This window comes from Luedemannella flava, assembly GCF_039528515.1.
Classification (GTDB): domain Bacteria; phylum Actinomycetota; class Actinomycetes; order Mycobacteriales; family Micromonosporaceae; genus Luedemannella; species Luedemannella flava.
Genome location: NZ_BAAALT010000156.1, coordinates 12,104 through 30,129, shown reverse-complemented (window position 1 = coordinate 30,129; position 18,026 = coordinate 12,104). Strand labels below are relative to the sequence as shown.

The 18,026-nt window shown below is 71.1% G+C and carries 18 protein-coding genes and 2 pseudogenes; 12 read left to right on the top strand and 8 right to left on the bottom strand.

The window, feature by feature from the left end:
* Nucleotides 1-29: 29 nt before the first annotated feature.
* From urtB to ABD211_RS22725, 11 genes and pseudogenes are all read left to right on the top strand, one after another.
* Nucleotides 30-914 (top strand): urea ABC transporter permease subunit UrtB, encoded by an 885-nt coding sequence (gene urtB, locus ABD211_RS22775; protein WP_344135514.1) that lies wholly within the window; start codon nucleotides 30-32, stop codon nucleotides 912-914.
* Nucleotides 911-2,005 carry an urea ABC transporter permease subunit UrtC gene (urtC, locus tag ABD211_RS22770; RefSeq protein WP_344135511.1) on the top strand — a complete coding sequence of 365 codons (1,095 nt, stop codon included), beginning with the start codon at nucleotides 911-913 and terminating at the stop codon, nucleotides 2,003-2,005. The genes urtB and urtC overlap by 4 nt, the downstream gene beginning before the upstream one ends.
* 23 nt (nucleotides 2,006-2,028) lie before the next feature.
* Nucleotides 2,029-2,832, top strand: a complete 804-nt coding sequence (gene urtD / locus ABD211_RS22765; protein WP_344135509.1) for an urea ABC transporter ATP-binding protein UrtD — start codon at nucleotides 2,029-2,031, stop codon at nucleotides 2,830-2,832.
* Between the two features lies 1 nt (nucleotide 2,833).
* Complete coding sequence (locus tag ABD211_RS22760) at nucleotides 2,834-3,517, top strand: ATP-binding cassette domain-containing protein (protein ID WP_344135506.1); 684 nt, start codon at nucleotides 2,834-2,836, stop codon at nucleotides 3,515-3,517.
* 91 nt (nucleotides 3,518-3,608) lie between these two features.
* Nucleotides 3,609-5,285, top strand: a complete 1,677-nt coding sequence (locus tag ABD211_RS22755) for a purine-cytosine permease family protein (protein WP_344135503.1) — start codon at nucleotides 3,609-3,611, stop codon at nucleotides 5,283-5,285.
* A pseudogene (locus tag ABD211_RS22750) lies at nucleotides 5,282-5,389 on the top strand (IS200/IS605 family transposase); the annotation flags it as partial. The gene ABD211_RS22755 and the pseudogene ABD211_RS22750, both read left to right, overlap by 4 nt.
* Complete coding sequence (locus ABD211_RS22745; RefSeq protein ID WP_344135541.1) at nucleotides 5,390-5,890, top strand: RNA-guided endonuclease InsQ/TnpB family protein; 501 nt, start codon at nucleotides 5,390-5,392, stop codon at nucleotides 5,888-5,890. It abuts the pseudogene before it with no gap.
* Entirely contained in the window at nucleotides 5,887-6,507 is a 621-nt protein-coding gene (locus ABD211_RS22740) for a TetR/AcrR family transcriptional regulator (protein WP_344135500.1), read from the top strand. Before ABD211_RS22745 ends, ABD211_RS22740 begins: the two co-directional genes overlap by 4 nt.
* Before the next feature lie 76 nt (nucleotides 6,508-6,583).
* Nucleotides 6,584-7,159, top strand: coding sequence for a TetR/AcrR family transcriptional regulator (locus ABD211_RS22735; protein ID WP_344135497.1), 576 nt, complete (start codon nucleotides 6,584-6,586; stop codon nucleotides 7,157-7,159).
* A gap of 155 nt (nucleotides 7,160-7,314) precedes the next feature.
* Entirely contained in the window at nucleotides 7,315-8,817 is a 1,503-nt protein-coding gene (locus tag ABD211_RS22730; RefSeq protein ID WP_344135494.1) for a hypothetical protein, read from the top strand.
* 219 nt (nucleotides 8,818-9,036) lie between these two features.
* Nucleotides 9,037-9,840, top strand: coding sequence for a GNAT family N-acetyltransferase (locus ABD211_RS22725; protein ID WP_344135491.1), 804 nt, complete (start codon nucleotides 9,037-9,039; stop codon nucleotides 9,838-9,840).
* On the opposite strand, the gene lepB is transcribed toward ABD211_RS22725, so the two are convergent.
* The 4 genes from lepB to ABD211_RS22705 all read right to left on the bottom strand — a co-directional run bounded on the left by lepB (nucleotide 9,835) and on the right by ABD211_RS22705 (nucleotide 13,147).
* Nucleotides 9,835-10,641, bottom strand: coding sequence for a signal peptidase I (lepB, locus tag ABD211_RS22720; RefSeq protein ID WP_344135488.1), 807 nt, complete (start codon nucleotides 10,639-10,641; stop codon nucleotides 9,835-9,837). The genes ABD211_RS22725 and lepB overlap by 6 nt on opposite strands.
* Nucleotides 10,638-10,964 carry a PadR family transcriptional regulator gene (locus tag ABD211_RS22715; protein WP_344135484.1) on the bottom strand — a complete coding sequence of 109 codons (327 nt, stop codon included), beginning with the start codon at nucleotides 10,962-10,964 and terminating at the stop codon, nucleotides 10,638-10,640. Before ABD211_RS22715 ends, lepB begins: the two co-directional genes overlap by 4 nt.
* Nucleotides 10,965-11,063: 99 nt before the next feature.
* On the bottom strand, nucleotides 11,064-12,341 hold the full coding sequence (locus ABD211_RS22710) for a hypothetical protein (protein ID WP_344135481.1): 1,278 nt from the start codon (nucleotides 12,339-12,341) through the stop codon (nucleotides 11,064-11,066).
* Between the two features lie 128 nt (nucleotides 12,342-12,469).
* Nucleotides 12,470-13,147, bottom strand: a complete 678-nt coding sequence (locus tag ABD211_RS22705) for an alpha/beta fold hydrolase (RefSeq protein ID WP_344135478.1) — start codon at nucleotides 13,145-13,147, stop codon at nucleotides 12,470-12,472.
* A gap of 79 nt (nucleotides 13,148-13,226) precedes the next feature.
* On the opposite strand from ABD211_RS22705, the gene ABD211_RS22700 reads away from it, so the two are divergent.
* Complete coding sequence (locus tag ABD211_RS22700; protein WP_344135475.1) at nucleotides 13,227-14,183, top strand: helix-turn-helix transcriptional regulator; 957 nt, start codon at nucleotides 13,227-13,229, stop codon at nucleotides 14,181-14,183.
* Between the two features lie 107 nt (nucleotides 14,184-14,290).
* Here the strand turns inward: ABD211_RS22700 and ABD211_RS22695 are convergent, their stop codons facing one another.
* From ABD211_RS22695 to ABD211_RS22680, 4 genes and pseudogenes are all read right to left on the bottom strand, one after another.
* Nucleotides 14,291-14,827 (bottom strand): P-loop nucleotide/nucleoside kinase family protein, encoded by a 537-nt coding sequence (locus tag ABD211_RS22695; RefSeq protein ID WP_344135538.1) that lies wholly within the window; start codon nucleotides 14,825-14,827, stop codon nucleotides 14,291-14,293.
* A gap of 10 nt (nucleotides 14,828-14,837) precedes the next feature.
* Nucleotides 14,838-16,276: pseudogene (locus tag ABD211_RS22690) on the bottom strand (aldehyde dehydrogenase family protein).
* Nucleotides 16,277-16,392: 116 nt separating this feature from the next.
* Nucleotides 16,393-17,178 carry an ABC transporter ATP-binding protein gene (locus ABD211_RS22685; protein WP_344135472.1) on the bottom strand — a complete coding sequence of 262 codons (786 nt, stop codon included), beginning with the start codon at nucleotides 17,176-17,178 and terminating at the stop codon, nucleotides 16,393-16,395.
* Nucleotides 17,175-18,023: an ABC transporter permease gene (locus ABD211_RS22680; RefSeq protein ID WP_344135469.1), complete on the bottom strand. Its 849-nt coding sequence runs from the start codon at nucleotides 18,021-18,023 to the stop codon at nucleotides 17,175-17,177. The genes ABD211_RS22685 and ABD211_RS22680 overlap by 4 nt, the downstream gene beginning before the upstream one ends.
* Nucleotides 18,024-18,026: the final 3 nt, after the last annotated feature.

The window sequence follows — 18,026 nt, the reverse complement described above, 5'->3', positions numbered from 1 at the left end:
TCCAACCCCCGCACAGAGAGCGAGAGCACGTGGACGCACTGATCCCACCGCTGCTGAACGGCAGCGCACAGGGTGCGCTGCTCCTGCTCGCCGCGCTCGGCCTCTCGCTCACGTTCGGCCAGATGGGCGTGATCAATATGGCCCACGGCGAGTTCCTCATGGTCGGCGCCTTCACCGCCTACCTCGTCCAGCAGGTCATCACGTCGAGCGACCTGTCGATCCCGGTCGCGCTGCCGGTCGCGTTCGTTGTCGCCGGCCTGCTCGGCCTCCTGCTGGAGGTCGGCATCATCCAATGGATGTACCGCAGGCCGCTGGACACCCTGCTCGTCACGGTCGGCGTCAGCCTGATCCTGCAGCAGGCGGCACTGCAGATCTTCCCGTCCCAGGGCGTCCCGGTGGAGAAGCCCCACTGGCTCGACGGCCAGCTCAACATCCTCGGCTACGACTGGCCGCTGCGGCAGGTGTTCACCATCCTGCTCACGAGCGTCTGCGTGGCCGCGCTGGCGGCCTGGCTCAAGTACTCCTCGTTCGGCCGCCGCATCCGGGCGACCGTGCAGAACCGGGACCTCGCCGAGACCGCGGGGATCTCCACCCGCACCGTCGACCGGCTGACCTTCTTCGTCGGGTCGGGTCTGGCCGGGGTCGCGGGCGTGGCCGCGTCGCTCATCGGCGGCACGAACTCCCAGATGGGCGTGCAGTACATCATCCCGGCCTTCCTCGTCGTCGCCGCCGGTGGCATCGGCCAGCTCAAGGGCACCATCATCGCCGCGTGGGTGGTGGGCGTGGCCCTCTCGTACTTCGCCTACTGGACGACCGGCAGCTTCGCGCAGGTGCTCGCCTTCATCCTCGTGATCGTCTTCCTGCAGCTGCGCCCGCAGGGCCTGTTCACGGTGCGAACCAGGAGTCTGGCATGACCAAATCGAAGCCCTGGCTTTCCCTCAGCGGCATTGGGGTGTTCGCCGTCCTGCTCCTCGCGGTCGCGCCCCTCGTGCTCACCGATCACTGGCTCAACAACCTCGGCAAGTACTGCTGCTGGGCGATCGTCGCGGTCGGCATCGGCCTGGCCTGGGGTCGGGGCGGGATGCTCGTGATGGGGCAGGGGGTGTTCTTCGCCCTCGGCGCCTACTCCATGGCCATGCACCTCACGCTGGAGACCGCGGGTGACCGGATCCCCCGGTTCATGGTGCTCTACGACCCGCTCGCGCCGCTCCCGGCATTCTGGGAACCGTTCCGCAGCCCGGTGTTCACCCTGTTGTCGATCGTGGTACTCCCGGTGGTCCTGGCCGGCATCCTCGGCTTCGCGCTGTTCAAGCGCCGCGTGAAGGGCGCGTACTTCGCGATCCTCACGCAGGCGCTCGCCGTCGCGCTGGCCACCCTGATCAGCTCCACGATCCGCGAGACCGGCGGCGACACGGGGCTCAGCTCCTTCAAGTACTTCTTCGGCTTCGTGCTGAACGACCCGGCGAACAAGGTCATGGTGTATCAGATCGCGGCCGCGCTGCTCATCGTGTGCCTGTTCGTGGTGTGGCAGCTCTACCGCAGCCGCTTCGGTGAGCTGCTTGTCGCGACCCGGGACGCCGAGGAGCGCGTGCGCTTCCTCGGCTACGACCCGGCCAACATCAAGCTCGTCGCCTTCGTCGTCTCCGCGCTGATGGCAAGCATCGGCGGCGCGATGTTCGTGCCCCTCGTCGGCATCATCACGCCGGCCGAGATCGGCGCCGCCGCCTCGATCCTCATGATCGCGGGTGTCGCCTTCGGCGGGCGCGCCTCGCTCTTCGGGCCCGCGCTCGGCGCGATGGCGGTCGGCTGGGGGCAGTCGAGCCTCGGCTCCACCTGGCCCGAGGGCTGGACCTACATCCTCGGTCTGCTGTTCATCGTCGTCATCCTCTTCCTGCCGAAGGGCCTGACGTCGCTGCCCGCCAGGTTCATGGCAGCGCGCCGGCGCACCGGCGTCCAGCCCGCCCCGGCGCCCGCCGCCCCGGAACTCGCGGAGGTGAAGTCATGACCGAACGCAGGGGAGGTGGCGGCATGACAGATGACTCGCTCGTTGTCACGGATCTCCGGGTCGAGTTCTCGGGTTTCGTCGCGGTGGACGGCGTGTCCTTCGACGCGCACCCCGGCGAGGTCCGGTTCCTCATCGGCCCGAACGGCGCCGGCAAGACGACCTGCATCGACGCCATCACGGGGCTGTCGCGGGCCACCGGATCGGCGAGGCTCGGCGAGCGGGAGCTGCTCGGCAGGCCGGTGCACAAGATCGTCCGCCTCGGGGTCGGCCGCACGTTCCAGACGGCGAGCGTCTTCGACGAGCTCTCGGTGCTGCAGAACCTCGACATCGCCGCCGGACTCCACCGTCGCTCGACCTCTCTGCTGCGGGCCCGGCGTGGCGTCGACGCGTCGGTCGAGCAGGCGCTGGAGGAGACCGGACTCGCCGGCGAGCTCACCACGCCGGCCGGCATCCTGTCGCACGGCCAGAAGCAGTGGCTGGAGATCGCGATGCTGCTCGTGCAGGACGCGAGGGTGCTGCTGCTCGACGAGCCGGTCGCCGGCATGAGCCACGACGAGCGCACCGCGACCGGCGAGCTTCTGCAGCGCATCGCGGCGAAGCGCACGGTGCTCGTGGTCGAGCACGACATGGACTTCATGCGCCGCTTCGCCACGCGCGTGACGGTGCTGCACCAGGGCAAGGTGCTCTCGCAGGGCACGGTGGCCGAGGTGCAGGCCGACCCCAAGGTGCAGGAGGTCTACCTCGGCACCGCGGGAGCCGCGACCACGGCCGCCATGGCGGTCGTGCCCGAGGCGGCGGCCGGGACGCACACGGCGGAGGAGGACTGACATGCTCGAGCTCACCGACATCGAGGCCGGCTACGGGCGCACGCAGGTGCTGCACGGCGTGACCGTGCCGGCCGGGAAGGTCGTGGCCGTGCTCGGCCATAACGGCGCCGGCAAGACGACCCTGCTGCGTCTCGCGATCGGGCTCATCAAGCCGTCGAAGGGCCGCGTGTTGTTCGACGGCGAGGACATCACGTCGCTCGCCCCCAACAAGCGCGTCGCCCGCGGCATGGCGTACGTGCCGCAGGGTCAGCAGGCGTTCGGGCAGCTGACGACGCTCGAGAACCTGCAGCTCGTCGCCGACGGGCGCCGGGGCGGCAAGGCGCTCATCGACGCGCAGCTGGCCCGCTTCCCCGCACTGGAGAAGTTCGCCACCCGCAAGGCCGGCCTGCTCTCGGGCGGGCAGCGCCAGCAGCTCGCGATCGCCCGCGCCCTCATCACCGAACCGAAGCTGCTCATTCTCGACGAGCCGACGGAGGGCATCCAGCCCACGATCGTCGCCGAGATCGAGCACACCATCATGCAGCTGGCTGACGAGGGCATCAACGTGCTGCTCGTCGAGCAGCACATCGGCTTCGCCCTCGAGGCCGCCGAGCGCTACGTCGTGCTCGCCTCGGGTTTCGTCGCGCAGACCGGCGAGGGAGGCTCGGCAGCCACCTCCACCGTGCGAGCCGCCATGGCGATCTGAGTCGACATGACAAGCGTTCCAAGCCCGCAACATAGCCGTAACACACGACCGGGAGGATGCGCGACACCGAGGTGCCTTAGGGGATGCCACTGTGTCGACGGACAACGCGCGCGCGGCCGCGGAGGACAGCCTCGAGGACTACGCCTTCCGCTATGTGCCGCGCACCTTCCGGCGCTGGAGCGCGGCCTCCGTCGGCGCGACCGCCCTCGGGTCCATCGCGTTCCTGGCCGATTTCTCGATCGGCGCGAGCATCGGCATCGACCACGGCACCCCCAACGCCGTGCTCGGCATCCTGTTCGCGTCGGTCATCATCGCCATGGTGGGTGTGCCCGTCGCCTACTACGCCGCCCGCTACAACCTCGACCTCGATCTCATCGCCCGGGGCTCGGGATTCGGCTACTACGGCTCGATCATCACGACGGTGATCTTCGCGGGCTTCACCTGCATCTTCTTCGCTCTGGAGGGCGCCATCATGGCGCAGGGGCTGCAGGTGGCGACGCGGATGCCGCTGTGGCTCGGCTATCTCATCTCGACCGTCGTCGTGATCCCGATCGTCATCTACGGCATGCGTGCGCTGGAGCGCCTGCAGTTCTGGACCACGCCCCTGTGGCTCGCCCTCGCGCTCCTGCCGCTGCTGTGGATCCTCGTCGCCGACCCCGAGGCGGTGAGCGCCTTTACCTCGTTCACCGGCAACTCCGACGGTTCGATCAGCTTCGGCGCCGTCGTCTCGAGCGCGGCCGTGTGCTTCGCCCTCACCCCGCAGCTGGCGGAGCAGATCGACTACATCCGCGCCATGCCGCCGCGCACGCCCTCGAACACCCGCTCGTGGTGGACGTCGTTCGCGTTCGCCGGTCCGGGCTGGGTCATCTTCAGCGGCACCAAGCAGGTGATCGGGGTGTTTCTCGCCGTCTACCTCCTGGTGAAGATCGAACCCAGCCTCGGGCACCAGGCGACCGAGCCGGTCAAGCAGTTCGTCGGGATGTACCAGACCCTCGTCCCCGACTGGCTCGCGATCGTTCTCGCCCTCGTGCTCATCGTGGTCGCGCAGGTGAAGATCAACGTGACGAACGCGTACTCGGGTTCGCTCGCGTGGTCGAACGTCTTCACCCGGATGGCGAAGCACTACCCGGGTCGCACGATCTTCGTGCTGTTCAACCTCGTGATCGCGTACGTGCTCATGATGATGGACGTCTTCACCCTCATCTCCTTCGTGCTGAGCCTCTACGCGAACGTCGTCATGGCGTGGCTCGTGACGATCGCCACCGATATCGCGATCAACAAGTGGCTGCTGCGCATCTCGCCGCGCTTCCCCGAGTTCCGCCGAGGCATGCTGCACGACTGGAACCCGGTGGGGCTCGTGTCGGTGGGGCTCGCCACGGTGCTGTCGCTGCTGGCGTTCTCCGGGCTGTTCGGGGCCGCCGTCAAGCCGTTCTCGGTGCTCATCGCGATCGGCGTCGCGATCGTCGCCACGCCGGTCATGGCGCTTGCCACGCGGGGCCGCTACTACCTCCGCCGCAGCTCCGACGGCATCGACTCCCCCCTGTTCGACGACGACGGCAACCCTTCGGGCGAGCGACTGCGCTGCCACGTCACCGGGTACACGTTCGAGCGGCCGGATATGCTGGCCTCGGCTGAGCGGGGACCGCACGGCGAGGTGCAGTACGTCTCGTCGCTGGCGCTCACGCTCGACGACTCTGATCGCTACGTGCTCCCGCCGGAGGTCACCAGACCCCCGCACAGGGTGACCGTTCGAGGGAGGGGGACGTGATGGGGCGCACGTCGCGTGTATTGCGCGAGGAGTTTCCATCGCTGCGTTCGCGGCTGCCGACGTTGTGGACCAACTCGTGCTTCGTTGCCCCCACCGCACGGGCCGTGTGTACCCACGGTCGCAACCGTCGGTCCAAGCACCGTGAAGCGGTACGCGGCCAGCTCGGCCGGCTCAACGCACGCGTCCGCGCTCGGCGGGCCGACTTTGCAGCCCAGACCGCGGTGCGGCTTCTCCGCAGCCACGGACTCGTGGTGGTCGAGGACCTGGGGATCAGGAACATGACGGCCAGTGCGAAGGGCACTGTCGACCATCCCGGCCGTAAGTTCCTGCTCGCCGTCGAGCATGCGGCGCGTTACCACGGCGCGACCGTCGTCAAGGTTAATCCTGCGTACACGTCGCAGACCTGTAACGCCTGTGGGCATGTCGCCCGGGAGTCCCGCGAGAGCCAAGCGGTCTTCCGGTGTGTTGCCTGCGGGCATCGGGCGCACGCCGATGTGAACGCGGCGAAGAACATACTGGCCGCCGGGCTGGCGGTTACTGGGCGTGGAGACCTCGCCGTTGGGCGGTCTGAGAAGCGCCAACCACCCGAACGGCTTGCGGCGTGAACGCGCCTCAGCCACGGGAGTCCCCCGCCTCTAGGCGTGGGGAGGAGGCCAAGGAGGAGTCGGTCGACACCGCGACCGCGATTCTCGCGAGCGCTGCGGTGCTGCTGCGCGAGCACACGTTCGACGACATCTCCTACCGCGCCCTCGCCGACGAGGTCGGCATCTCGGAGCGCACGATCTACCGCCAGTACCCCACGCGCGCGCACCTGCTCGCCTCGCTCTCGAACTGGATCGAGCAGACCTGCTTCCCACTCCCGCCGTTCGTGACCGTGTCCGACTTCCGCGCCGCCGTGCACGAGCGCTTCCGCGCGTTCGACGCGTCGCCCGCGTACGCGTACGTCGGCGCCCGGGCGTCCGCGATCTCGCCGACGCTCGATACCGAGCCGGCCTACATCACGCGTGCGATCGAGGCGATGCTCGAGGTGGCGGCGCCGACGCTCAACCGACGGGATCGGCGGCGCGTCGCGGCATCCCTGCGCTACTTCTCGTCGGCGATGTTCTGGGCGCGCCTGCGCACGGGCTTCGACCTGGACGCCGGCGAGATCTGCGACGCCTTCGACCGCGCCGTGGACACGGTGCTCGCGAAGCTGCCCGACGCGACGTGGGCGCAGCCGTGACCGAGCGTAGCGAGGGAACCAGGAAGCTCAGCCTCGAAAGGTCACGACGCCGGGGGAGCGAAGCGGAGGAGGCGTCGTGACCGGGTCGACGACCGTCCCGGCGTTGAGCGGCACGCAGGCGGCGATCCTCGCCGCCTACGCCGAGCTGATCGAGGAGGTCGGCAGCGACGACGTGTCGTACCGGGTCATCGCGCGCCGGGCCGGCATCGCCGAGCGTACGGTGTTCCGCAACTACCCCACGCGCGTCGACCTGCTGCTGGCGACCGCGGCGTGGATCGAGGCGACGGTGTTCGCCCGTGAGGAGTCGCACTCGATCTTCGACATCCCCCTCGCGATCCGCGACGCGATGCAGCGTTACGACGTGCGGCCGGAACTCGCGCACGTCGTCGCGGAGACGGCGATGCGCGGCGTGAGCGGCGCGGCGCCGTCGCCCGGCCGGACGCGGCTCGAGCGGCTGCTCGACGCCGAGGTGCCGTCCCTCGACGCGGCGGAGCGCAGGGCGGTCATCGCGGCGCTGTCGCACCTCGACTCCGTCGGGGCCTGGGTGACGTTCCGCCGCGAGTTCGGCATGGACGGGCGTGACATCGCCGACGCCGCCGCGTGGGCGGCGGAGGCGGTGCTCGACAGCATCCGCGACCGCGTCGCCCCGTAGGTGTCGGTTTAGGGGTTTGTCCGCATCGTGGCCCGGGCCGGTCGGTCCGGGCCACGACGGTGCTCGGGGATAGACGACGGCGAGGTTCGCCGGTACCGTGAGAGCGCTCTCTCACCGCTGATACTCCCGTAAATATGCAGCAATAGGAGATACGCATGTCCTCCGTCCCACCCCGTCTCCCCAACCCCGCGCTGAGCCGGCGGGGCCTGTTCGCGGCGGCGGCGCTGACCGCGGCCGCTCCCGCCGTGGCGATGGCACTGCCCGCGTCCGCCGCCTCGGCCCACGGCGCCGGGGAGCCCGGCCGGCTCGTCGACAAGGGCCTGGCCGAGCCCGTCAACCGGGCCTTCGGCTACCTCGACACGGTGCAGGACGCCTACGTCACCGGCGCCACGCCGCGCCTGCTGCAGAGCTACAACAACGAGTCCGGCCTGATGACCACCGCGTTCGTCTACGACAACGCGCTTGCCGTGATTGCGTACCTGTCCCGGCCGACCGCCGCCAACGTGGCCCGGGCCAAGCTCATCGGCGACGCGTTCCTGTGGATCCAGGGCAACGACGAGGCGCACAGCGACGGCCGCGTCCGGCAGGCCTACGCGGCCGGGCCGATGCTGTTCTACGGCTGGTGGCCGTACTTCCCGGGGCTGGTCCGCGAGGACGGCAAGGCCGCGTTCCTGTGGCCGTTCGGGTTCAGCGGCTCGGCGGTCGGCGACGTCGCCTGGGTCGCGCTGTCCCTGACCCACCTGTACGCGCACACCCGCCAGCGCAAGTACCTCGACGGAGCCGTCGCGGCGAGCGAGTGGATCGTCAACACGGCCGTCTCGCCGTACGCGTACGGCGGCTACCACGGCGGCGTGCAGGGCGACGGCGTCACCCCGCAGCGCTGGTGCTCCACCGAGCACAACATCGACGTGTACGGGCTGTTCACCCTGCTCGCGCGCTACACGAAGGACCGCGCCTGGGCGCGGCGGGCCGACGTCGCCGGCGACTTCGTCCGCAGGATGTTCAACAAGCGCGGCGGCTACTACTGGACGGGCACGCTCGGCTCGAACCCGGCCGACGACCCGAACCTCATCAACACGGCGATCCTGCCGGAGGACGTCAACACCTGGGCGTACCTGAGCCTCGGCGACCGGGCGCACGCCGGCGCCATCGACTGGACGGCCCGCAGCCTGGCCGTCACCGACACCCCGGCCGCGCCGAACTCGCAGCTGCCGGCGGGCGTGACCGTCTCCGGCGTGACGTTCAGCGACATGGCCAAGACGCTGACCGGCCCGGTGCCCAACGGCACGGGGAACAACAACCAGTCGGCGGTCTGGCTGGAGGGCAACGGCCACATGGCCGCGGCGCTGCTCGCCCGCGACGCCCACGGCGACCGTAGGCGCGCCGTGGAGTACCTGCGGCAGGTGGTGGTCGCGCAGACGTCGCTCGGTGGCGGGCAGACGGTCGGCCTGACCTCGGACCCGGCCGACGGCCGCCTGTCCAACCCGGGCGACGGCGGCACCTGGACGGGCACGCCACTGCCGGCCGGCGGGGGCGTGGTGTCGGCCAGCAGCGCGTTCGACACCGGCTTCGGGTTCGGGTACTTCCAGCGCCAGCACGTCGGCGCGACGAGCTGGTTCCTCATCGCCGCCACGGGGACGAACCCGTACCGCGTCTGAGGATCCGCGCCGGCCGGGCTGGTCGCCAGCCCGGCCGGCGCGGGCGTGCTAAAAGGCGTCGCCACGCCGGGGCGCGCTGGCTAACCTGCCGTCCATGAGCTCCCTTGCGCGCCACCTGGTGACCCCCGCCGAAACCGGNCGGGCTGGTCGCCAGCCCGCCCGGCGCGGGCGTGCTAAAAGGCGTCGCCACGCCGGGGCGCGCTGGCTAACCTGCCGTCCATGAGCTCCCTTGCGCGCCACCTGGTGACCCCCGCCGAAACCGACCCGGCGCTGCGCACGCTGAGCGAATGGACGCCGGCCGACGCGCCCGCCGGCGGGCTCCATCCGGGGGACGTGGGCTGGCACCTGCGGTTCGACGACGCGGCTGTTCTCCTGTGGACGGACGACGCCGCACCGGTCGCCGTCGGCTACCTCGACAGCTCCGTGCTGCGGGTGACCGCCGCTCCCGGCGCCGATCCCGGGGCGCTGGCGGCCGACGCCGAGCGACTGCTCGACCCGGGCGACGCCTGGGTCGACGGCCTGCCCATGCCCGGGTGGGAGCGCGAGCAGGACAGCTGGCTCGTCATGTCGTGGGCCCCGCGGCCGGTCTCGAGCCGCGCCGGGCCGGTCGACGCGGCCGACGCGGCCGACCGGGTGCTGGTGCAGCGTTCGGCCTTCGAGAAGTCCACGTTCACGGTCGAGCGCTGGCACACGATGAAGCAGTCGCCGGCTGGCGGTATGGCCGTGGAGGCGCTCGTGCGCACGCCCGCGGGGGCACCCGCGGCCGCCGCCACCGGCTGGTTCGCGGGCGTGGGCAGGTGCGGACTGCTCGAGCCGGTCGGCACCCATCCGGACCATCGCGGGCACGGCTACGGTCGCGACGCCGTACTGGGTGCGTGCGCGGCCCTCGCCGACCGGGGGGCGAGCGCGGTCGCGGTCGTCACGCCGTCGGCGAACACGGCCGCCGTGGCGCTCTACCGGTCGGCCGGGTTCACCGTCGTGCGGGAGAACCGCGACTGGGTCCGCACGCACGCTCCACTATGACCAGATCGTGCCCAGCACCCTGCCCTCCACGGCGTCCTCGCGGACCGACCCGAACGTGCGGGAGTCGATGGAGATCTCCCGGTGGTCGCCGAGCACGAAGATCTCCCCGTCCGGCACGGTGACCGGTTGGCAGTCGGCCGCGGGCCGTTCGCCCACGCCGGCGGCGGTGACCGTGCCGGCCGGCAGGTAGCTCTCGTCGACCGGGTCGCCGTTGCGGGTCAGGTGGCCGCCCGCGCAGGACATGACGTCGCCCGGCAGCCCGACGACCCGCTTGATAAAGGTCTTGTCGGTGGAGACACCGTCGTCGCGGGTGAACGTCACGATGTCGCCGTACTCCAAGCCCGTGATCCGGAAGCCGATCCGGTCGACCAGTACGCGGTCGCCGATGGCCAGGGTCGGCTCCATCGAACCGGACGGGATGTAGCTCACCGACAGGGCGACGTGGTTGACCAGCGTCAGGGCGCCCAGTGTCACCAGGAACGTGGCCAGGACGCTGACCACCGGGCGCAGCGGGCGGGGGACCGCGGCGATCATCCGGGACTCCGGCAGGTGCCGCAGGCGGTCGCGCCACGCGGTCCACGCGCCGCTCACCGCCCAGCGCAGCCGCTGCCGACCCCCGTCGACCTCGTCCAGCTCGCGCAGCATCGCCTCGCCCCACTCGGTGCCGTGGGCGGACCGCCCGCGCACCGCCCAGGTCAGCAGCGCCCGCGCCGCGCGCGCGGCCGCGCCGCCGGCGGGCTCCGGGTGGTCAACCGGGTCGTCCGAGCGGCCGGCATCGAGCGGACCGGTCCCGGCGCTCATGAGGCCGTCCTCGGGTGGGCGGCGGGTCGCACCCGGCTGGCTGGCGCCGGCGTGGCCTGCGCGACACGGTCGCGGGCCAGGGCCGTGCCGTCGGGGGTGAGCTGGTAGGCGTGGCGGGGCGGCCGACCCGGGGTGGTGGCCTCCTCCCAACGGGTGGTGAGGAGCTCGCGCTCCGCGAGGCGCATGAGGATCGGGTAGAGGGTGCCCGACGGCAGGCCGGTGCGCTTGCTCAGCGCGTAGCCGTAGTGCCAGCCCTCGGGGTCCTCCAGCAGCGCCGCGAAGACGCGCAACGTCTGCGGCGAGGTGTCGGGACGTCGTGGCATATTGAAACTCTACATATGAAGGGTTTCGATGGCAACGCCGTACTCAGGTGGTTGGCCTCTGTTTACGCAGCGCGGCGGCCGCGCCCCACGCGAGCGCCCCTACCGTCGGCGACGGCGCCGCCACAGGGACGGAATGTACGGGTGCAGCCACACCGCCGCGGGAATGAGCGCGAGCCCGATCGCCACGACGTACGCGCCCAGGTAGTGGTGGTCGAACATGGACCGGTTGCCGTCCACCTGCGAGGCGTTGATGCCGAAGAACGAGACGAGCAGCGTCGTCGGCACCGCGATGATGGTGACCGTGCTCGCGGCGAGCGCGTTGCGCCGTTGCTGGCGCAGGTCGGCGTCGCGGCGCTCCCGGGCGGCCCGCTCGGCCACCTCGCGCTCCCGGATGTCGATCGCCATGATCTCCGACCGGATGCTGCCGGCGAGCTGCGCGAACATGTCACTGAGCGTGTCCGCCTGCTTGGGCAGGTCCATCGCCTGGTAGAGCGCCGAGAAGAAGCTCTCGATGCGCATCAGCGGGAACTCCACGCTGAAGGTCAGGTCGAACTCCAGGTTGCCGAGGTGGTCGACGAGCACCTCCATGTCGGCGCGCTGCTGCGTGCCGATCTCCTCGCGCTGCTGGTTGTGGCGGAAGTCGCGCACCCGCCGGTGCGCCTCGTGCCAGATCTGGCGGAACCGGCACGCCGTCCCGACCGCCTGCACGGTGGACAGGAAGATGCTGTCGCGCAGGAAGTCCTCGTGCCCGTACAGCAGGCTGGCGTAGGGGGTGATCGCGCCCAGCGTGCGGCCCTGGTTCAGCTCCGGGGGGCGCACGACCGGGGCGAACTCCTGCCGGTACGGCGGGTCGCGGCGGTAGAGCGCCTGGGCCACCACGTCGTCGGTGGGCAGCGGGTCGCCCGGCTCGCCGGCGAACACGATCATGTGGCGTTCCGGCAGCAGCGGCAGCGTCTCGCCGGGCAGCGTCAGCTCCTCGGCGCCCGTGGCCGCCGCGCGCAGCGCGATGTGGTCGGACAGCAGCAGCCCGTCGATGGTGAAGCCCGCGTAGATGAACGCCTCCAACGCGGCGGACGTCGGGGCGGCGTCCGTGTCGAGGGCGGGCAGCCGCAGGTCGAGGGTGACCGCCGCGACGACGCTGTCGGAGGGCAGCGCGAACAGCCAGAACTGCACGTCGACGAGGGTGCCGTCGGGGAGTGGCTGGTCGAGGACGAAGCGTGCCACCGGCTCGTGGTGCAGCTGACGGGGGAGCTGGTCGCGGTAGAAGTCGTAGAACTCGGTGAGCCGGCCCAGCTCCAGCGTCGGCCGGGTGTCCTCGGTGGCCGGCTCGTGGTGGCGCCATTTGGTCGCGTAGATGCCGATGATCCTGGTCGTCACCGTACCCCCGTCGCCCACGTGCCGGTGCCTCCAGTTCTATCGACTGTGGACCGTCCCTGGCGTCGCCCGTTCGGCCGAGGATCTCGTGACTAACCTCCTAGGATGCTTTAGGTGATGTGGCGCTCACGTCAGGCGCAGGCCGCGAGCAGGCGGGCCAACTCGACCGGCCGGCTGACCATGGGCCAGTGACCGGAGTCCAGGTCGATGAGGTCGAGGTGCTTGGCGCGGGCGAGTTCGGGCAGTTCGCCGGCGTCGATCCACTCCCGTGCCTGGGCCGGTGAGAACTCGGGACAGACGAGCGTGACGGGGACGTCGAACCGACGCTCGTCCGTCAGCCGGACGACGCCCCGCGCGACCCCCTCGGGCACGGGGATCGCGGCGTCGGCGATGGCCCGCCGGGCCTGCTCGTCGAGGTCCGCCGTGTCCGCGCCCTCGAACGGGGCCCAGCCGGGGAACGGCATGACGCCGTCGGTCACCGGGAAGAAGTCGGCGTACGGCTGGCCGTCGGCGGACGGGAAGCCGCCGATCAGGACGGTCCGGGCGACGCGGTCGGGCCGGGCGTCGGCGGCCAGCCAGGCCAGGGTGCAGGCGGCGGAATGTCCCACCACGACCGGCCCACCGTCCGCCCCGTCGACGGCGGCCAGCACGGCCGTGCGCTGGTCGTCGAGCGTGGCCGAGACCGCTCCGTCGCCCTGCCCGGGGAGGGTCACCGGCACGGGACGGTGGCCGAGCGAGGCGAGTTCGTCCGCGACGCCGTCCCAGACGGACCCGCTGAGCCACAGGCCGCCGATGAGCACCATATCCATGGTCACTGCCTTCCTGACGTGGGTTCCCCGCCACGCTAGAACCTGTTCCGGACGATCGGCTTCCGGTTAATGTGATGCCGTGCCGAGCGACCTCAGCCCGACCGCGCGTGCCCTGCGCACACTGGAGATCCTGCGGGCCCGGCCGGGCACCACCGCCGACCAGCTCGCCGGGCGGCTGGGTGTCACGGAACGGGCCGCGCGCCGGTATATCGGGATCCTCCGCGAGGCCGGCATACCGGTGGAGTCCATCCGGGGCCCGCACGGCGGGTACCGGTTGGGTCGTGGCACGCGGCTGCCGCCCGTCGTGTTCAGCCAGTCGGAGGCCCTCAGCCTGGTCATGGCGGTGCTCGACGGTCAGCCGGCCGCCGTCGACGGCGACGACATCGTCGGCTCCGCGCTGGGCAAGGTCATCCAGGCGCTGCCCGAGAGCGTCGGCCGCCAGGCCGCCGCGCTGCGCGCGCATGCGGCCGCCGCCCCCGACCGGAACGCGACCCGACCGGATCCCGCGATCACGAGCGCGCTCGTCGCGGCCAGCGCGGCCCGACGGTGCGTCGTCGTGTCCTACCGGGGCGGGTCGGGCGACGAGTGGTCGGGCGAGGTCGACCCGTGGGCCGTCGTCGTGCGCTACGGGCGCTGGTACCTGCTGTGCCGGTCGCACCGCGCCGACGCGGTCCGCACGTACCGGGTCGACCGGGTCAGCGCGGTCGAGCAGACGACCCGCGGGTTCACGCCGCCCGACGACCTCGACCCGGTCGCCACGCTCGAGGAGAACCTGGGCACCGGCTGGCAGTTCGCCACCCGCGTGGTGTTCACCGCCCCGCTCGCCGAGGTCACGCCCTGGATCCGGCCACCGATGGGGCGGCTCGAACCGCTCGGCGACGGATGTGTGCTCATCGGCAGCACCCGCAACCCGACCATGTACGCGCAGGAGTGGCTCGCCAACATCCCCGTCGACTTCCGCGTCGAGGGCGGCCCGCAACTGCGGGCCCCCCTCGCGACGCTCGTCGGGCGCCTCACGGCCGCCCTCGCGGAGTAGGAGTCGGCGAATAACTTCCTAGGACGCTCTAGTGGGCGTGACCTCCGTCCAGAGGCGCACATGGATGCCCCCGGAATGGCCGTGGCAACGCGGGGCAGGAGCCGGCGTCAGGTGATCGACGGCGGCCAGCGGTGTCCGCGCCACTCGTCCCATGTCACGAAGCCGGCCGGTGGGTCGTCAATAGGTTCGCTGCCGTCGAGCTCGCCCGCCGTGGGAACGTCGAAGTTGGCAGCCCATTCGGCGAGCTCCTCGTCGGACATGGGCCAGGTGGTGTCCGGCGCTTCGGCCAGGCGCTGATCGGCTCGTCTGCGTTGCTCGGCAGGGGTGAGCTCGAAGTATCGCAGCTCCACCGTCGCGCCCAGGTCCGCTGCCGCCCGGCGTAGCGCCGAGCGCTCGTCCCGACTCCAGAGGCCGAAGTCGATCACGACGTTGTTGCCGAGTTCGAGCGCGCGGATCCCGATCTGGATGAGCCGTCCTTCGATCACGTCCGAAGCCGACTCCGGATTCTCGTGCCCGTACAGGGCCTTCATCCATTCGTCCTTCGTGAGACGAAGTGCCTGGTACTCGATCTCGATGCGCCGGGCGGCGGTGGTCTTCCCGGCGCAGGGGAGTCCCACCGTCAGGAACAGCGTCGGTTGCCTCATCATGACCCGCTCAACCTAGGTTGATGATGACCGTCCGGAGGTCGGTCATGTCCCGCAGCTGGGCCATGCCGCCGACCCGTCCCCAGCCGGTGCGGGTCCCGGCCGCCCCGCCGAACGGCTGGGCGCCCTCGAAGTAGTCGGTGGACTCGTTCACCACCACCGAGCCCGCCCGTAGCTGCTCGCCGTACCGGAAGGCCCGGCGCAGCGACCGGGTGAAGACGGCGGCCTGCAGCCCGAGGTCGGAGTCGTTGGCCAGGCGCAGGATCTCGTCGTCGCCGCGGCCGGTCAGGACAGGTAGCACCGGGCCGAAGCTCTCCTCGGCCGCCACCCGCATCTGTGGGGTGACGCCGTCCAGCAGCGTGTACTCGTAGTAGAGCCGGGTCGGGTAGCCGGCCGCGCGCGCACCACCGATGACCGGCTCGGCGCCGAGCGCCACCGCGTCGGCGAGGTGGCGGTCCATCTTCGCCGCGGTCGGCTCGTTGTTCAGCGGGCCGAGGGTGGTGGCGGGGTCGAACGGGTCGCCCAGGCGCACCGTCTTCGCCGCCTCGACGCAGGCCGCCAGGAACTCGTCGTGCACGGCGGCGTCCACGATGACCCGCTCGCTCGCGCAGCACACCTGGCCCGCGTTCCAGGACGCGCCGTAGGTCGCGGCCGCGACGGCCGCCGCGCAGTCCGCGTCGGCGCACACGATGAGTGGGCCGTTGCCGGACATCTCCATGATGGAACGCTTGAGCCCCATCGTCGCGACGATCCGCTCGCCTGTCCGCGAGGAGCCGACGAACCCGATCGCGTCCACCCCGGGATGGCGCACGAGCGCCGCACCGGTGGACCCGGCGCCGGGCAGGATCGAGACCAGGCCCGGTGGCGTACCCGCCTCGGCGAGCAGGTCGCCCAGCGCCAGACAGGCGAGCGGGGTGAGCTCCGGCGGTTTGGCCACGATCGCGTTTCCGGTGGCGAGCGCCGGGCGATGAACTCACACATGATCATGAGGGGGAAGTTCCACGGCGTGATGCCCGCCCATACGCCGACCGGGGCACGGAAGGTGAACATCCGCTTGTCCCGGGACGTGCTGGGAATCGTCTCGCCGTAGAGTCGCTTCGCGTCCTCGGCCGAGTCGACGAACAACGCGGCGCTGTCGTGGACGTCGTCGCGGGCCTCGGCCAGCGGCTTGCCCTGCTCCAACGTGGTCAGTCGGGCCAGTCGTTCGGCCTGCGAGGCGATCAGGCCGGCGATGCGGTGGCACAGTTCGGCCCGCTCGTGGACGCTCCACTGCCGGTAGTCGTCGAACGCGGCCCGGGCCGCCGCCACCGCCGCGTCGATGTCCGACCCGGCCGGCACGGGCAGGTCGGCCAGGTGCTCCCCGGTCACCGGGCTGTTCACCGCGATGACGGTGTCGCCGGATCCCGCGGTGTAGGTCCCGGCCAGGAAGTGCTGCGCGACCTCTGGCATGCCCGTCGACCTTCCGTGAGTGCTGTGCGCACTTCGTACCACGTGTGTGCCGCCCATGGCGGATTCACCACTGACGTCGGCAGAGGCATCCCACCATGGGCGGCACAAACCGTGGGCTACCGGGCGGCGACGTGTTTCTGGTGGTAGGTACGGACCAGGTCCTCGATCGTGGCGCGGAGCTCGATGAACTTCGGGGTTCGCTTGACCGTCAGGTCGCGGTCGTCGGGGAGGTCGACGGTGACGTCCGAGGCGACGCGGCCGGGGTCGGAGGCGAGAACCACGACGCGTTGGCCGAGGAAGATGGCCTCCTCGACGTCGTGGGTGACGATGAGGACCGTCTTGCCGGTGTCCGCCCAGATACGGCGCACCAGGAGCTGCATGTCCTCCTTCGTTTGCACGTCCAACGCGCCGAACGGCTCGTCGAGGAGCAGGACGTCCGGCTCGCAGGCGAGCGCCCGGGCGATGGCGACCCGTTGGCGCTGGCCGCCGGACAGCTGCTTGGGCAGCGCGTGCGCGAGGTGCGACAGGCCGGTCTCGGCGAGATACCACGCGACCCGCTCCGCACGTTCGGCGCGGGGGAGCCGACGTAGCAACTCCAACCCGAAGCCCACGTTGCGTTCGACCGTGCGCCACGGGTAGACCGCGCCGCTCTGCACCACGCAACCCCGGTCGGGGCCGGGGCCGGTGATCTCGACGCCGTCCAGTGTCAGGACGCCGCTGCTGGGCCGCTGCAGGCCCGCGACCAGTGACAGCAGCGTCGACTTGCCGGAGCCGCTCGCGCCCACGATGGCGAGCAGTTGCCCGCGCGGCACCGTGAGGTCGATCTGCTCCAGCGCGGTAACGGGACCGCGCCGCCCGGCGAAGACCATGCCCACGCCGGCGAGTTCGAGTGCGCCTCTCACACCCACCTCCCGATCCGGTCGCGCAGGATCCGCAGGGTGATGTCGATGGTCACGCCGATGAGCGCGATGACGACGAGTACCGCGAAGATCTGGTCGACCTGGCTGAACCGCGCGACCTTGGTGATCCGGTAGCCCAGGCCCGCGTCGGGGGCGATGAGCTCGGCGACCACCACGAAGTTGATGGCGGCCGCGGCGTTGACCCGGATGGCGTCGACGATGCCGGGCAGCGAGTGCGGGATGATCACCTTGCGGAGCACCTCGCCCACGCGGGCGCCGAGCGTGTAGGACACGTCGATGAGCGAGGTCGGCACCTGGCGCACCACGTCCGCTGTCATGACCGTGTTGAAGAAGACCGTGGCGAGCAGGATGAGGGTGATCTTCGGCGGCTCGCCCAGCCCCAGCCAGATGATCAGCAGGGGGATGAACGCGCCGACGGGCAGGTAGCGGACCAGGCCGATGACCGGCTCGAACAGCGACTGCGCCCCGCGGAACGTGCCGATCAGGATGCCCAGCGGGACGGAGATCGCGATCGCGGCGCCGAAGCCCCAGAACACCCGCTGGATCGTCGCCCACGCGTCGGTGAACAGCTCGCCGGTGGACGCCATCGCCACGATGGCCTTCCAGGTGGCCACGGGGGACGGCAGGAACTGCGGCGGGTCGACGACGCCGCTGGCGGACAGCGCCCACCAGCCCACGACCGGCCCCACGATCGACGCCGTGGCGAGGATCGCGCGCGTACGCCGCGACAACGGCGTACGCGGCCGCAGGAGGGCCGGCACCGGCCGGGCCGCACGGCGCCTGGGCAGCGCCGTCCAGCCCGACCGGGCGGGTGCGTCGGTGGTCACCGT